12 protein-coding genes are annotated in these 14,760 nt (G+C 69.5%); 3 read left to right on the forward strand and 9 right to left on the reverse strand.

The window, feature by feature from the left end; all coding sequences use genetic code 11:
- Positions 1-36: 36 nt before the first annotated feature.
- Positions 37-894 (forward strand): helix-turn-helix domain-containing protein, encoded by an 858-nt coding sequence (locus tag ACT3UF_RS04635; protein ID WP_444599488.1) that lies wholly within the window; start codon positions 37-39, stop codon positions 892-894.
- A gap of 39 nt (positions 895-933) precedes the next feature.
- Here ACT3UF_RS04635 and ACT3UF_RS04640 read toward each other — a convergent pair whose 3' ends face one another.
- The 9 genes from ACT3UF_RS04640 to ACT3UF_RS04680 all read right to left on the reverse strand — a co-directional run bounded on the left by ACT3UF_RS04640 (position 934) and on the right by ACT3UF_RS04680 (position 10,714).
- Entirely contained in the window at positions 934-1,443 is a 510-nt protein-coding gene (locus ACT3UF_RS04640) for a hypothetical protein (RefSeq protein ID WP_444599487.1), read from the reverse strand.
- A gap of 88 nt (positions 1,444-1,531) precedes the next feature.
- Positions 1,532-3,217, reverse strand: coding sequence for a ribonuclease J (locus tag ACT3UF_RS04645; RefSeq protein WP_441445199.1), 1,686 nt, complete (start codon positions 3,215-3,217; stop codon positions 1,532-1,534).
- 330 nt (positions 3,218-3,547) lie between these two features.
- Positions 3,548-4,510 carry a dienelactone hydrolase family protein gene (locus tag ACT3UF_RS04650; protein WP_444608111.1) on the reverse strand — a complete coding sequence of 321 codons (963 nt, stop codon included), beginning with the start codon at positions 4,508-4,510 and terminating at the stop codon, positions 3,548-3,550.
- A gap of 38 nt (positions 4,511-4,548) precedes the next feature.
- Complete coding sequence (locus tag ACT3UF_RS04655; RefSeq protein ID WP_444599486.1) at positions 4,549-5,517, reverse strand: carbohydrate ABC transporter permease; 969 nt, start codon at positions 5,515-5,517, stop codon at positions 4,549-4,551.
- Positions 5,514-6,041: a hypothetical protein gene (locus ACT3UF_RS04660; protein WP_444599485.1), complete on the reverse strand. Its 528-nt coding sequence runs from the start codon at positions 6,039-6,041 to the stop codon at positions 5,514-5,516. Before ACT3UF_RS04660 ends, ACT3UF_RS04655 begins: the two co-directional genes overlap by 4 nt.
- Positions 6,034-7,320, reverse strand: a complete 1,287-nt coding sequence (locus tag ACT3UF_RS04665; RefSeq protein WP_444599484.1) for a glycoside hydrolase family 28 protein — start codon at positions 7,318-7,320, stop codon at positions 6,034-6,036. The genes ACT3UF_RS04660 and ACT3UF_RS04665 overlap by 8 nt, the downstream gene beginning before the upstream one ends.
- A 132-nt stretch (positions 7,321-7,452) precedes the next feature.
- The gene (locus ACT3UF_RS04670) at positions 7,453-8,970 is read right to left on the reverse strand and encodes an extracellular solute-binding protein (protein ID WP_444601210.1); all 1,518 of its coding nucleotides are present in this window, start codon (positions 8,968-8,970) and stop codon (positions 7,453-7,455) included.
- On the reverse strand, positions 8,967-9,704 hold the full coding sequence (locus tag ACT3UF_RS04675; RefSeq protein WP_444599482.1) for a DUF624 domain-containing protein: 738 nt from the start codon (positions 9,702-9,704) through the stop codon (positions 8,967-8,969). The genes ACT3UF_RS04670 and ACT3UF_RS04675 overlap by 4 nt, the downstream gene beginning before the upstream one ends.
- Positions 9,704-10,714: an ABC transporter permease gene (locus ACT3UF_RS04680; protein ID WP_444599481.1), complete on the reverse strand. Its 1,011-nt coding sequence runs from the start codon at positions 10,712-10,714 to the stop codon at positions 9,704-9,706. The genes ACT3UF_RS04675 and ACT3UF_RS04680 overlap by 1 nt, the downstream gene beginning before the upstream one ends.
- A 518-nt stretch (positions 10,715-11,232) precedes the next feature.
- Between ACT3UF_RS04680 and ACT3UF_RS04685 the strand changes: the two genes are divergently transcribed.
- Entirely contained in the window at positions 11,233-12,795 is a 1,563-nt protein-coding gene (locus ACT3UF_RS04685) for a family 43 glycosylhydrolase (RefSeq protein ID WP_444599480.1), read from the forward strand.
- On the forward strand, positions 12,795-14,759 hold the full coding sequence (locus ACT3UF_RS04690; protein WP_444599479.1) for a DUF6807 family protein: 1,965 nt from the start codon (positions 12,795-12,797) through the stop codon (positions 14,757-14,759). The genes ACT3UF_RS04685 and ACT3UF_RS04690 overlap by 1 nt, the downstream gene beginning before the upstream one ends.
- Position 14,760: the final 1 nt, after the last annotated feature.

Consider the following 14,760-nt stretch of genomic DNA (forward strand, 5'->3'; position numbering starts at 1 on the left):
GCACTGCTGCGGACCAGGTGATCGAAGGGAGAAGACATGGACGATCCTGCTGCGCCATCTCGGGCATCGGCTCCGCGCGGGCCTGCCCTCGAGCTGCCGCCGCCCCAGTTCGGACGCGTGCTGGCCGGGGAGCTCACCCAGGACACCGGCTATCACGTGCGGCGCTCCCGGGGGACCGAGGACTGGCTGCTGCTGCACACCGTGGGTGGCGGCGGTCTGGTGCTCGCGGCCGACGGCACCCGGGTCGCGACCTCGCCCGGCGACGGGGTGCTGCTGCGCCCAGGCACCGTCCACGACTACGGGACCGATCTGGTCGCCGGCCACTGGGACATGCTGTTCTGCCATGTGCACCCGCCGGCGACCTGGCTGGCGCTGCTGGACTGGCCCGACGCCGCTCCGGGGATCGGCCGCATCCGGCTGGGCACGGAGGTGGACCATCGCGTGCGCGAGCAGCTGCGCGGGGCGGCACGCGCTGCGCGCCTCGCCGTCGGCCGCCCGGAGCTGTTCGCGCTGAACGGGATCGAAGCGGCGCTGCTCTGGTATGACACCCAGAACCCTCGCCGGCGCCAGCTCGACGAGCGCGTGCTGCGGGTCCTCGAACACATCGACGCCCATCTTGCCGAGCAGCTCGACGTGGCGCGCCTCGCGGACGTCGCCCACCTCTCCCCTTCACGTCTGGCCCACCTGTTCTCCGCCCAGGTGGGCACGCCCCTCACCCGCTATGTCGAGGCGCAGCGAATGGAGCTTGCTGCCCGTCTGCTGGAGCTGACCGATGATCCCGTCACCACCGTGGCCCGCCGGGTCGGGTTCCGCGACGCGCTGTACTTCTCGCGCCGGTTCCGGGCCCAGCACGGCATGAGCCCGTCGGCCCATCGGACCCACCGGCGCGGCTGAGCACGGGCCGGAGCGTGCGCACCTCGTGTCACGCGCCGCTCAGCGCTCTTCGGCCGCACGGAGCGCGATCACGCTCTCCGGCGGCCAGACGTAGTCGTCGTCGCAGCGGAACCCGCGCAGCCACGCCACTCCGTCGACCACCCGCAGATAGAAGCCCTTCGGGAACTCCACGTCCTCGCTCAGCGGAGCAGAGACCACATACAGCGCTCCGGTCGGGATGCGCCCCGCGGAGAGCACGGAATCCGGCGCCTGGGATTGCGAGGTCATCGCGAGCCGCAGATACGGGCCCGTCTCGGGCGGGCAGAGCCGGAGGTCGTGCCGCAGCGCCGCAGCGATGACCGCTGGCAGAGTGCCACCCTCCGGGCGGCCGAGATCCGCCACGCGGCGCTGGATGACCGTCACGCTCTCCGGTGCACGCTCATCGAAGCAGGGGTGTACGAGCAGGGCCTCAGCATGCGCATTGAGCTGGACCGCCGACGCCTCCAGGCGCCCCCGCAGCTCCTCACGGGAGAGGCCGCCGACCAGAAGCTGCAGTGCTGGATCCGTCATCCGCCCAGTATCGCCGAAGGCCCCTCCGACTGCCGCCGCGAGGCGGGCCGGAGGGGCCTTGGGAAGAAGTCTGACGACCAGGCGTCGCTCAGGCGTCGACCACCACGGCCATGACGGCGGGCTCGCGGCGGTAGGTGCGGCGCAGGTAGCCGCTGACGGTGTCGACGATGATGTTCTCGATCGCGCCGATGTCCTCGATCTTGTCCTGCTTGGCGCGGGCCAGCGCCTTGTTGACCTGGGTCGACGCACCGTCGAAGGTGCGCTTGTCATGCACGAAGCCCTTGGTCATGAACTCGACCGGCTCGACCGGCTGGTACGTGTCGGGATCGATCAGGGCCACCACGGTCACGACGCCGCCGCCGCTGAGCAGGCGACGCTCGGCGAGGGTGTCCTCGGTGGCGGCGCCGATGGTCTGCCCGTCGACGTAGACCAGGCCGGCCTCGACCTTGCCGGAGATCTTCGCGTGGCCGTCGATCAGGTCGACGGTGTAGCCGTCCTGCGCGATGACGATGTGGTCCTCCGGCACGCCGGTGCGACGGGCCAGCTCGGCGTTGGCGTGCAGGTGCTTGGACTCGCCATGCACCGGCATCACGTTCTTCGGACGCACGATGTTGTAGCAGTACACGAGCTCGCCCGCGCTCGCGTGGCCGGAGACGTGGACCTTCGCGTTGCCCTTGTGGACGATGTTCGCGCCGAGATCGGTGAGCTTGTTGATGATCCCGTAGATCGCGTTCTCGTTGCCCGGGATCAGCGAGCTCGCCATCAGCACGGTGTCGCCCTCGCCGACCTGGATCTGGTGGTCGCCGTTGGCCATGCGGGCCAGCGCCGCCATCGGCTCGCCCTGCGAACCGGTGCAGATCAGCGTGACCTTGTGATCGGGCATCGACTGGATCTTGCGGAAGTCGACGACCAGTCCCTTGGGGATGGTGAGGTAGCCGAGATCGCGGGCGATCCCCATGTTGCGCACCATGGAGCGGCCGACGAAGGCGACCTTGCGGCCATTCGCGTGGGCGGCGTTGAGCACCTGCTGGATGCGGTGCACGTGGCTGGCGAAGCTCGAGACGATGATCCGCCGCGGCGAGGTGGTGAACACCTGGTCGATGGCCGGGTTGAGATCCCGCTCGGACATCGTGAAGCCGGGGACCTCGGCGTTGGTGGAGTCGGTGAGGAAGAGATCCACACCCTCCTCGCCCAGACGCGCGAAGGCACGCAGGTCGGTGATGCGGTTGTCCAGCGGGAACTGGTCCATCTTGAAGTCACCGGTGTGCAGCACGCTGCCCGCCTTGGTGCGGATCATGACGGCCAGCGCATCCGGGATCGAGTGGTTGACCGCGACGAACTCGAGGTCGAACGAGCCAGCCTTCCGGTGCTCCCCCGCCTCGACCTGGATGGTCTTGGGGGTGATGCGATGCTCCTTGAGCTTCGCGGTGATGAACGCCAGGGTCAGCTCGGAGCCGATCAGGGGGATGTCGCCCCGCTCCTTGAGCAGGTACGGCACGCCGCCGATGTGGTCCTCGTGACCATGGGTCAGGACGATGGCCTCGATGTCGTCGAGCCGGTCGCGGATCGAGGTGAAGTCCGGCAGGATCACGTCGATGCCGGGCTGGTGCTCCTCGGGGAAGAGCACGCCGCAGTCGACGATCAGGAGCTTGCCGGCGTACTCGAACACCGTCATGTTGCGGCCGACCTCACCGAGGCCGCCGAGCGCGGTGATGCGCAGCCCGTTCCGGGGCAGGCGCGGGGGAGCAGTGAGCTTACGGCGGGGGGTGGGCATGGGGAGGTGTCTCCATCGTCGAAGGGTCAGGGTCTCAAGTCATTGATGGCGCGCGCGTCACAGAGGTCGCAGCAACGTCCACCCCTTAAACGTACGTCAGGAACGCCTCATTTCCGCATCCATGCCGGATTGACCACGTTCAGAATCTCGAATCCGCACGGGTTACCTGTCGGTATCCCCTCTGAGGTGTCGCTGCAGCCCTCGCGATGCGACACCTCAGAGGGGATGCTTGCGTAGGAGGGGACGATCGCGACATGCCGTGGGGTGGCGCGCCGACGCCGCGCCCTGCGTGCGGGGTTCAGCGGGTGCGGGGTTCAGACGGTGCGGGGTTCAGACCGTGAGCGCCTGCACCAGTGCGTCGAGGGAGCGCTCCGCACGGAAGGCGTGACCGCCGTCGGTGACCACGAGCTCGGGAGGGACAGCGCCGTGCGCCTCCCATGCCGGGGCGAGAAGCGCGAAAGACTCCCTCGTCGCCGCGATCGGGAAGATGTGGTCCCGCTCCCCCGCCTCCAGGATCAGCGGACGCGGGGCGACGAGGGCGGCGATGTCCGCCATCTCGAGCTCGGGCAGGAGTCCGGGGATGATGTTGCAGGGGCAGTGCCGGATCGAGCAGAGGCTCGCCTCGAAGCTGCAGAAGTACGTCGCGACCAGGGCCGCAGCGATCGACGGGTCCGCTGCGGCGAGCAGGAGCGAGACTGCCCCGCCCCCGGATCCGCCGGCGACGCCCACCCGGCCGGGATCCACCCCGGGCAGCTGCCGCAGGGCCTGCACGGCGGCGAGTGCGTCGGCCACCCGCTGGCCCATCACCGGACGGCCGTGCAGAAGCAGGCGAGCGGCATCGATGCCGCAGGAGTTCTCGGCCAGCTCGTAGGGCTCGGCGCCCTCCGCACGGGGGAAGCGTCGACGGCCGAAGCTGATCATCTCCGGGCACAGCACCGTGAGCCCGGCCCGCACCAGCTTGTGCGCGAGGCCCTCGTGGTACTCGTCGGTCGGGTCGGTGCGCACCAGGTCATCGATGCCGCGGGCGTGCCCCGCGATCAGCACCACCCCGGCACCGTTGGCGAGCTCCGGGGCGGGGCGCAGGAGGAAGGCCGGGATCGAGACACCCTCGGCGGTGCGCACGTGCACCTCTTCGGGGGCTCCGGTCGACGGGGTCGACGGGAGGGAATCGAGGCGCGCTGTCTCGCCGGCCTCGGGGTCGGGGCTCTGCAGTCGGGACGATCCAGGCAGGCCAGGCAATCCAGGCAGGCCGAGCAGCGTGCGCAGGTGCTCCCGCTGTTGCTCAGCAGCCATCGCCTCGGCTCCGCTTACTCCGGCTCTCCCCACCGCGCTCAGCCCTTGACCGAACCGATCAGGGCGCCCTTGACGAAGAAGCGCTGGATGAAGGGGTAGACCAGGAGCATCGGCAGAGTCGCCACGGCGATGACGGCCATCTTCACCGACTGGGCCGGCGGCACCACGTCGACCGCCGTGGAATCCGCGTTCACGCCGCTGGAGACGATGACGATCTGGCGCAGCAGCACCTGGATCGGCCACTTCGAGGAGTCGTTGATGTAGAGCACGGCGTGCATGTACGTGTTCCAGTAGGTCACGCCGTAGAACAGGCCGATGGTCGCGATCGAGGCGACCGACAGCGGCAGCACGATCCGCAGGAACACCCCCAGCTCGGAGCAGCCGTCGATGCGGGCGGACTCCTCAAGGCTCTCCGGGATGCCGGAGAAGAAGTTCCGCATGATCACGAAGTTGAAGGCGTTGATCAGCACCGGCAGCACCAGCGACCACAGCGAATCCAGCAGTCCCAGCTTGGTGACCACGATGAAGGTGGGGATCATGCCGCCGCTGAACAGCATCGTGAACACGACCATGAAGTTGATCGCGCGCCGCCCCAGCAGGTACGGCTTGGCGAGCGCATAGGCCATCAGGGAGGTCACCACCAAGCTCAGGAAGGTGCCGCCCACGGTCACGATCGTCGAGACCCCGATCGCCCGGAAGATGGTGGGGGTGGAGAGGATGTAGCGGTACGCGTCGAGGGTGAACTCGCGCGGGATCAGCAGGAAGTTGCTGGTGGCGAGTTCACCGGGGGTCGCGAAGGAGCTGCCGATGACGTGCACGAAGGGGATCGCGCAGATCAGCGCGAAGCCCGTCAGGATCGTCACGTTGACCACCCGGAACACCTGCTCGCCGCGCGTCAACGGTCGCAGCTTCGGGGCGTCGTCCCGGCGGCGGCGACGGCGGGGCGGGGGGTCGGTGGCCAGGACGGCCTGGACGGGCGAGGTGGTGGCGGACTGCGTGGTGGTCATGAGGGGCTCCCATCCGTGACCGGTCGAAGGGCGAAGAAGCCGGCGGCGACGAAGAAGATGAAGGCAAGAGGGAACAGGATCAGCTGGCTGCCCAGCAGGCAGGCGAGGCCGGCGGCGAGGATCCACCAGCCGGCAGTGCGCCGCCAGGGGCGCCGACGGGCCACGAACCAGCCGATCGCCGACAGCAGCAGCACCGCGATCAGGGTGATGGAGAACCACGCCGCGAGGGTGCGGGCCAGCTCATGAGCCTCTGCGACGCCGAGACCGGAATCAGCCTCGGCCCCGACCAGCGCCGGCATCACGACCTGCTCGAAGGTGGCCATATCGATCTGGTTCATCACCAGGGCGAAGCCGCCCAGGGCCACGAAGGACAGGGCCATCCCGATCCCGACCAGCCAGAGCTCGGCGGTGCGGGATACCCGCGGGGCAGCCTGCTCCGCGGTGCGGGAGGGGCGGGAGGAGCGGGAAGGCCGGCCAGTGCGGGAAGGATGGGAAGGTCGGCCAGTGCGGCGCGGCTCAGCCATGGTGGACATCGTTCCCCCTGACGTCGAGCTCGAGGTCGGTGCATGAGGTGGTGTGGACTGCGGGACCGTCGGCCCCCCGCACCCGCACCCGGCTGAGCTCGCCGCCCGAGACGAAGCCGAGCTCGATCCCGGAACGGACTCGCTCGGGGACGTCCAGCGCCATCTCCGGGGCGGCGGCACGCGGATCGGCAGCGAAGCTGATGCTCACGTCATGCATGCTGAAGTCCTCCAGCGGGGCCTCCGGCAACCCGAAGATGTGCCCGGCGGAAGCGTGCACGTTGGTGGCGGTGAGATGGGCCAGGTGCAGGGAGCGCAGCTGCGGGGTGCCGGCGTCGACCGGGCGCGCCTCGCGATCGCCGACGTGCGGGTCCTTGCCGTCGGGCCCGCAGAAGTAGAAGGGATTGACGGTGATCGGGCACAGCACGTCGTCCATCACGATGTTGGTCACGCGCAGGTTCTCGACCACTCCCCCGCGGTCTCGGCGGGTCTTCAGGCGGATGCCGCGGTCGGTGCCCTGGAAGATGCAGTTGCTGATCACGACGTTGCGCACGCCGCCGCTCATCTCGCTGCCGATCACCACTCCGCCGTGACCGCGGACCATGGTGCAGCCGGTGACGGTGACGTTCTCGGTGGCGACCCGGTGCGGGGTGCGCTCGGTGCCGGCTTTGATGGCGATGCAGTCATCGCCCACGTCGATGTGGCAGTCGCTGATGCGCACGTTGCGGCAGGACTCCGGGTTGATGCCGTCCGTGTTCGGGGAGTCCGCAGGGTTGCGGATGCTGATCCCGGAGATGGTGACGTCCTCGCAGAGCGCGGGGTGCACCGTCCAGGCCGGGGAGTTGCGCAGGGCGACGTCCTTGATCGTGACCCGCTCACACTCATGCAGTCCGATCAGGGTGGGTCGGGGATGGGCGAGCTCCTCGCGGCGGTCGCGGAAGGTGTCCCACCAGGCCTCCCCCGCCCCGTCGATGGCGCCCAGGCCCGTGATCGCGATGTCCTTCTCGCCGTGGGCGTAGAGGCAGGGCGAGTGCACGATCCCCACGGCGCCCTCCCACCGCGCATCGACCGCGGGATACAGCGCCGGATCCGGCACGAACTGCAGGACCGCACCCGCCTCGAGGTGCAGATCGATGCCGCTGCGCAGGCGCAGCGCACCGGTGCGGTGGACTCCCGCGGGAACGCGGACCTGACCGCCGCCGACGGCCGCGGCCTCATCGATCGCACGCTGCAGCCAGGTGGTCGCCGGAGCGATGTCGGCGGTGTCCTGGGGGGACGACATGAGAGTCACGGCGGGCCCTTTCATGGGTGGGATGGCGGGAGGAAGCCAGCGTGGGACGGTGGGAGGAGACCAGCGTGGGATGGCGGGGGCGCGGCGGGACCGGACCGTGGATCGGCCCGGTCCCGGCGCGGATCAGCCGTTGAACTGCTCGTACGCCTCGGTGTACTCGGCGATGATGTCGTCCAGGCCCTGGCCGCGAGCGGATTCGATGGCCGCCTCGTAGTCGGCCATCGTGGCCGCGCCCATCATGAACTTGTTGTAGGTGTCGTTCAGGCCCTGCTCGATCGTGGCCCACTGGGTGTTGAAGGTCTCCGAGTTCATCGACTGCACCGGGTTGGTGACTGCGTACTCGGAGCTCTCGGCCATCATCTCGTTGGCGAGGTTCACGTACGGGTTCGAGGACTTGTAGGTGAACGCGTTCTCGGCCAGGCGGGAGCTCGAGTACGGCTGGACCTCCTGCTCCCACAGCGCCTGGTCGATGGTGTTCACGGCGCCGTCGGCGTCGATCTCGTAGTGGACGCCCTCGACGCCGTTGGTCATCAGGTTGTGGGCCTCTTCGTTCATCAGCCCGTCGGCGAAGGCCAGCACCCGGCGCACGTCGTCCTCGGTCTTCACGGACTGGGTGGAGATCGAGAACAGGCCACCCATGCCGCCACCGGTGTCGGAGATGATGCGGCGCGGGACGTCCCCGTGGGTGATGTCGTTGATCAGGGTCCACTTGACCTTGGTGTCGGGGTTGATCGACTCAGCGAGCGCGACATAGTTCTTGGCCTCGAACAGGCCGGTGACGACGATGCCGCCCTTGTCCTGGGCGATCGCCTGCTGCTGGTTCTGCTTCTGGGTGGTGATGAACTCCTGGTTCACGCCGCCCGCGGCATAGACGCCCTGGTACCACTCCATGGCCTCCTTCCAGGGGTCGGAGATGCAGGCCGGGATGATCTTCCCCGCGGCCTCGTCCAGCTGGAAGGTCTCGCCGGCGCCGAAGTACCCGGCCAGCGAGCGGAAGCCCACCTTGAAGCTCTCCTCGCGGTCGATGAACCCGGTGACAGAGGCGCCGGTGCCGGTCGGATCGCCTGCGGCGAAGGCCTTGGCGACCTCGCCCAGCTCCTCGATGGTGTGGGGGACCTCGAGCCCGAGCGCGTCGAGCCAGTCCTGGCGCACCAGCACGCCGTAGCGGGCGAGGATCTTCTGGAAGGGCACTCCGTACAGGACCCCGTCGAGGCGGGCGGCCTCGATGATCTTCGGATCGATGTTCTTGAGGTTCTCGAACTCGCCCAGGAACGGCTCGACGTCCCAGAACAGCCCGGAGGTCACGCCGCTGCGGATGCTCGAGTTGGTGAGGTTGGAGATGGAGGTGATGTCCGAGACGGAGCCCGAGGCGAGCGCCGCGTTCATCTTCTCCTCCTTGGAGGCGTCCGGCACCCACTGGATCTCGAACTCCTGGCCGAGCGCCTCGGTCAGCCCGGACTGCACCGGCCCGCTGGCCTCAGGGGTGGTGGGGGTGTGCAGCAGCGCCATCCAGGAGAGCGGGCTGTCGGCGCCGCCCTCCCCGCCGCCGCTGCCGCCGGAGGTGCCGCCACAGGCGGACAGCGCGAGCGCGCCGGCCGCCGCGACGGGAGCGGACTGGAGGAGATTCCTGCGAGAGATCATGCTGGGGTTCCTTTCCGGAGGGGGTGCACCTGGTCGGAGGCCGAAGCCAGGTGCGGCGTGAGCGCGTCGGTGCGCTGCACGGGATGCGCGATGGTCCGCGCAGGGACAGCAAGCACAGCGGGGTCCTCGGCCGCGGCGGGCTCGAGGTCGCGGAGGATCCGCGAGCAGATGGCGGCGAAGACGGCGGCCGGCAGAGCCACCCCGAACATCGCCAGCAGGGGAAGTGCGAAGCGGAGCATCAGCGCGTAGCCGATCACCACCGCGGTGGTGCCGATGATCGTCCAGTGGAGGGAGCCGAGCCCGAGCAGCAGGGCGCTGGTCAGCTGGGCTCGCAGGCCCTTCACGTCGAGCGCCGCCAGGACGGTGAAGACGTAGGCGCAGATGATCCACAGCACGGCCAGGGCCAGCAGGTTCGCAGCCCTCAGGTACCAGTCGCTGAGGCTCACGAGGTTCACGAGGATCACCCCGCCCGCGAGCAGCAGGACCCCGCCCACCAGCACGGGCTGCCAGCGCAGCTCCCGGGCGTAGCGGAAGAAGGTCCGCGTGGATGGTGGGGTCTCCCCGTAGCGGAACCAGCGGTGGAGGTACTTCGCCATCGCGTAGCTGGCCGGCCCCACCCCGAGCACTCCGAGACCGAGCACGGTCACGGCGATCCACAGCAGGTTCAGCCAGGCCAGCCGCCAGAAGCCGGTCAGGCGGCGGTTGATCGCCAGGAACTGCTCGAAGCCGAACATCAGTAGACGCCCTCTTCGCCGAACTTCTTGGCCAGCGAGTTCGCGCCGATCACCAGGATCAGTCCCACCAGGCCCTTGAACAGGCCCACGGCCGTGGCGAAGCTGAGCTGGCCGTTCTGGATGCCTGCGGTGTAGACGAAGGTGTCGAAGATTTCCCCGACCTCGCGGTTCATCGAGTTCAGGAGCAGGAACATGTGCTCGAAGCCGAGCTCGAGGAAGTCACCGATCGAGAGGATGAACAGCACGATGATGGTGGGGCGGATCGCCGGCAGGGTGATGTGCCAGGTCTGCTGCCAGCGGTTCGCGCCGTCGATCTCCGAGGCCTCGTAGAGCGCCATGTCCACGGCGGTCAGCGCCGCGAGGTAGACGATGGTTCCCCAGCCGGCGGTGCGCCACACGTGCTGGAAGACGTACATCGGGCGCAGCCAGTCGGGATCGGTGAGGAAGCCGATCGGCTCAGCGCCGAGGGAGACGAGGAGGTTGTTGATCGCCCCGCCGTCGGTCGTGAGCATCACGTAGAACAGGGACACCACGATCACCCAGGACATGAAGTGCGGGATGTAGATGATGGTCTGGATGCTGCGCTTGAAGAACCGGCCCCGCAGCTCGTTCAGCAGCAGCGAGAGCACGATCGGCACCGGGAACGAGATCAGCATCAGCAGCAGCGAGAGCAGCAGCGTGTTGCGCAGGAGCATGAAGAAGGTGTCCTGCGTGAACAGGCGCACGAAGTGCTCGAAGCCGACCCAGGGGCTGCCCATGATGCCGAGGAACGGCTTGTAGTCCTGGAACGAGATGATCAGCCCGCCCATCGGCAGGTACTTGAACACCAGGAAGTACACGATGCCGGGAAGCGCCATCAGGTAGAGCGCACGGTGCCGCCACATCTTCGCGGCCAGGGTCCGGCGGCGCAGCGGAGCGCGGCCAGGGCCGGCGCTGGAGGGCGAGGCAGCATCCGGGGCATCGAGCACGGAGGAGCTCGCCCGAGGATCGATCACGGAGTCAGCCACCATTGGCCATCCTTGCTCTTCGTCGAGGGCGGGTCGGGACGGTGAGTCAGGGCGGGAAACCGCTCTATCGGAAACCGGTATCCCGTCGAGCCCCAAGTGTGGGGTGGGTTCACGCGACTGTCAACACGGTCGCGGGAAGAATTCCTGAGCACTCCGTGGATTCGCACCCAGAAGCTCAGCGTCTCTGCAGGTCAGGCGATGGCCACAGTTCAGTCTCGCTCACCGATCTGCATCGTCGATGCGGCAGCCGCCCCCTCTCGCGGCCCCTCCGCAGTGCTGGTACTGTGTGCGACCAAGGGTCTGGAAATCGGTTCCCCGCAGGTTTCACGCACTGCTCGTGGAGCGGTCTCACAGTGGGCGGTTCGGGCGTCGGCCCGCCCGGCGCAGAGGCGCGTCGCGCCGTCCCGTCCCACCGGCCCCGCCCGTCGGTCGGACGTTCGGGCTGCGTCTCGCAGCACGCAGGCCCACCCCTGATCACGCCCCGGGGTCGATGTCGACCCCACCCCTATGGAGGAGTGCAGTTGGAGCACCGTTCGAATCCCGTCCTCGACGCGGACTGGCCCGATCCAGATGTCATCCGCGTCGGCGCGGACTACTGGATGATCGCCTCCAGCTTCCATCGTGCCCCGGGCCTGCCCGTGCTGCGCTCGCACAACCTGGTGGACTGGGAGCACGTCACCAACGCGCTGCCGGCGCTGGAGCCCGCCGATCACTACGCCCTCCCCCGTCGGGGCAGCGGGGTGTGGGCCCCCAGCATCCGCGAGCACGCGGGCACCTTCCACATCGTGTACCCCGATCCGGACCACGGCATCTTCGTGCTCGACGCCCCGCACCCGGCGGGCCCGTGGAGCGCTCCGCGGCTGCTGCTGGCAGGTCGCGGCCTGATCGACCCCTGCCCGCTGTGGGACGAGGACGGCCGCGCCTATCTGGTGCACGGCTGGGCCCGCTCGCGGGCTGGCGTCAAGAACCGCCTCTCCCTGCTCGAGGTCACCCCGGATCTCACCGCCGCACTGTCCCCGTCCCAGGTGGTGATCGACGGCGCCGAGCTCCCCGGCATGCTCACGCTCGAGGGCCCCAAGGCCTACCGGAAGGACGGCTGGTACTGGATCTTCGCACCCGCCGGCGGGGTGGCCGACGGGTACCAGGTCGTCTTCCGCGCACGCTCGATCGAGGGTCCCTACGAGCATCGGATCGTGCTCGAGCAGGACTCGACCCCCGTCAACGGCCCCCACCAGGGGGCCCTGGTGGATGACATCGAGGGCCGCTGGTGGTTCCTCCACTTCCAGGACCGCGGTGTCTTCGGCCGGGTCACCCATGTGCAACCGGTCCGCTTCGACGAGGACGGCTGGCCTCATATGGGCGAGAGCATCGACGAGGTCCGCGGGCGCCCGGTCGCGCTGGTGCCCCCGGGCCCCGGCCCGGCCGGCGAGCTGGACGTCTATCGCGAACCCAGCCGCTCCGACTCCTTCACTGCTGGGGGCACGGCTGTCGAGCTCCACCCGCGCTGGCACTGGCAGGCGAACCCGCAGCCCTCCTGGGCACGCTGCGGAGAGGGCCGGCTCGACCTCGCGTTCGCTCCGAGCCCTCGGGGGGACCTGCGGGACCTCGGCGCCATCCTCGCGCAGCAGCTGCCCGGCCAGCCCTCGACCTGGACGGTCACGCTCGAGCTCCCCGCCGCCTCGTCGGGCGAGCAGATCGGTGCCGAACGGGCCGGCCTGGTGGTGCTCGGGCTGAGCTACGCCTGGGCAGGGCTGCGCCGCGAGGGCGGCCGGGTCGAGCTCGTGCATGGGACCATGGCGGAGAATGAGGTCGACGAGACGCTCACCGTCCACCGCCTGCTCACCGAGGAGCCCGGGACCCCGGTGTCGGTGCAGCTGCAGATGGACTGCGACGAGGCCGGTCGGATCCGGCTCTTGGCCGAGCAGCAGGTGCTGCTCGAGGAGTGGCAGGCCACCAAGGGCCACTGGGTCGGCGCCGAGGTGGGGCTCTTCGCCTCGGTGGGCAGCATGGTGCACCATGGACTCACCGAGCGCGGCGCGCGCTTCGGCGCGGTCACCGTCGGTCGAGAAGGACGTGAGATCTGATGGCACGCAGCAGCGGGGGCCCGACCATCACGCAGGTCGCCGAGGCCGCCGGCGTCTCCCGCGCGACCGTCTCCCGGGTCCTCAACGGCCGCACCTCCGTCGACCCCGGCATCGGTGCCCGGGTGCGGGAGGCGGCCGACCGCCTGCAGTACCGCCCCAATCTCACCGCCCGCTATCTCTCGACCGGCCGCACCATGACCGTGTCCCTGGTGATCCCCGATCTCGGCAACCCGATGTTCCAGAGCGTCCTGCGCAGCCTCACCCGCGCGGCGGAGGCCGACGGCTACGGGGTGCTGGTCGCCGAGGCGTCGACCCCGGAGCGGGAGGCCGGCATCGCCCGCGATGCCCGGCGCCAATGCGATGCGGTGGTGCTGGTGGCACCGCGCATGAACGAGCTCGAGCTCGAGGCGCTGGTCCCGGAGATCGCCCCCGTGGTGGTCCTGAACCGCAGCCTCGAGGATCCCCGGATCGCGAGCGTGGGCATCGACTACGCCAGCGGCATGTCCCAGCTGGTGCGGCATCTGGAGGCACTGGGCCATCGCGATCTGCTGTACGTCTCCGGCCCGCCCCGCAGCGCGGCCCATCAGGAGCGGCTCAGCGCACTGAACGCCCTCGCAGACACCCGCCCTGCCCTCAGCATCCGCACCATCCTCGGCGGGGCCACCATGACCGCCGGTCACCGCGTGGCCGAACAGGTGCTGGAGAGCGGGGCCACCGCCGTGCTCGCCTTCAACGACCTCGTTGCCTTCGGACTCCTCGCCCGGCTGAACCAGTTCGGCGTCGATGTCCCCGGTGACCTCTCCGTCACCGGCTTCGACGGGATCGAGCTGTCCCGTTTCGCGGTACCCACGCTGACCACCGTCGACCAGGAGGAGCTCGACACCGGAGCCGTCGCCTGGTCGCTGCTGCACCGGCAGCTGGACCCGAGCAGCGCCCCGGAACCCACCGAGCATGCGCTGCTCACCCCCCGGCTGCTGGTCGGCGACAGCACCGGGCGGGTACCCCCGTCCCGGGCCCCCTCCATGCAGGCGGTGCCGGCCATCGCCGAGCAGCCTCGCCATGAGCTCGACCGCTCCCCGCTGGTCTGGATGCAGGAGAACGGTGCCTGGAACCTCAAGCACGGCCGCACCCTGCTCAGCACCGCCGTGGACGGCAGCGCGATGGTGCCAGTGCACAGCCCGCGCCCGCATCTGCACCCGGTGCGCACGCTCGACGGGCGGCCGACGACAGTGGTCACGCCCGTGGATCACCGCCACCACTACGGCGTCTCCCTCGCCCTGCCCGACGTCAACGGCACCACCTACTGGGGCGGCCGGACCTTCGTCGAGGGCCGCGGTTCGACCCTGCTGTCCAACCACGGCACCCAGCAGGTGCAGGCGACCGGCGCGTCCCCGGACGGCAGCTCGTTGACGTCGCAGATCGCCTGGCTCTCCCACGAGGGCCACGACCTGCTCACCGAGCAGCGCACGCTCTCCGCGATGCTGCTGCCCGCGGAGCGCGGCTGGGCCATGACCTGGCACAGCGTCCTCACTCCCGGTGCCGAGCCATTGCACCTGACCAGCCCCGCCACCCGCGGTCGTCCCGGCGCGGGATACGGAGGGCTGTTCTGGCGCCTGCCCGGCGCGGACGAGACCCGGGTCCTGGTGCAGGAGGGAGCGGGCGAGGCCCTCGCCCATGGCTCCAGCGGCGCGGCCTTGGTGATCCAGCGCCGGCACGGCAATGCCTGGTCCAGCGTGGTGATGGTGCAGGGCGCGGAGGGGCAGCGCCGGATCGATCCCTGGTTCGTGCGCGCCTCGGACTATGTGGGCGTCGGCCCCAGCCTCGCCTGGGACGAAGCCCGCGAGGTGCCCCTCGGCGAAACCCTCGAGATCTCGCTGCAGATGCTGCTCCTGGACCGCAAGGTGACGATCGACGAGGTCCCCGGGCTGCTCGATGCGATGCCCACCGCCGTGCGGGAGGCCTGAG

This window comes from Brachybacterium sp. AOP24-D1-21 (assembly GCF_052378665.1).
Classification (GTDB): domain Bacteria; phylum Actinomycetota; class Actinomycetes; order Actinomycetales; family Dermabacteraceae; genus Brachybacterium.

Bases quoted from the DNA above. Each gene is read 5' to 3' on its own strand.
- ACT3UF_RS04665 (WP_444599484.1), bottom strand. From the start codon at position 7,320: ATGTCGTCCCCCCAGGACACCGCCGACATCGCTCCGGCGACCACCTGG.
- ACT3UF_RS04660 (WP_444599485.1), bottom strand. From the start codon at position 6,041: ATGGCTGAGCCGCGCCGCACTGGCCGACCTTCCCATCCTTCCCGCACT.
- ACT3UF_RS04690 (WP_444599479.1), top strand. From the start codon at position 12,795: ATGGCACGCAGCAGCGGGGGCCCGACCATCACGCAGGTCGCCGAGGCC.
- ACT3UF_RS04675 (WP_444599482.1), bottom strand. From the start codon at position 9,704: ATGTTCGGCTTCGAGCAGTTCCTGGCGATCAACCGCCGCCTGACCGGC.
- ACT3UF_RS04645 (WP_441445199.1), bottom strand. From the start codon at position 3,217: ATGCCCACCCCCCGCCGTAAGCTCACTGCTCCCCCGCGCCTGCCCCGG.
- ACT3UF_RS04680 (WP_444599481.1), bottom strand. From the start codon at position 10,714: ATGGTGGCTGACTCCGTGATCGATCCTCGGGCGAGCTCCTCCGTGCTC.
- ACT3UF_RS04635 (WP_444599488.1), top strand. From the start codon at position 37: ATGGACGATCCTGCTGCGCCATCTCGGGCATCGGCTCCGCGCGGGCCT.
- ACT3UF_RS04650 (WP_444608111.1), bottom strand. From the start codon at position 4,510: ATGGCTGCTGAGCAACAGCGGGAGCACCTGCGCACGCTGCTCGGCCTG.
- ACT3UF_RS04670 (WP_444601210.1), bottom strand. From the start codon at position 8,970: ATGATCTCTCGCAGGAATCTCCTCCAGTCCGCTCCCGTCGCGGCGGCC.
- ACT3UF_RS04655 (WP_444599486.1), bottom strand. From the start codon at position 5,517: ATGACCACCACGCAGTCCGCCACCACCTCGCCCGTCCAGGCCGTCCTG.
- ACT3UF_RS04640 (WP_444599487.1), bottom strand. From the start codon at position 1,443: ATGACGGATCCAGCACTGCAGCTTCTGGTCGGCGGCCTCTCCCGTGAG.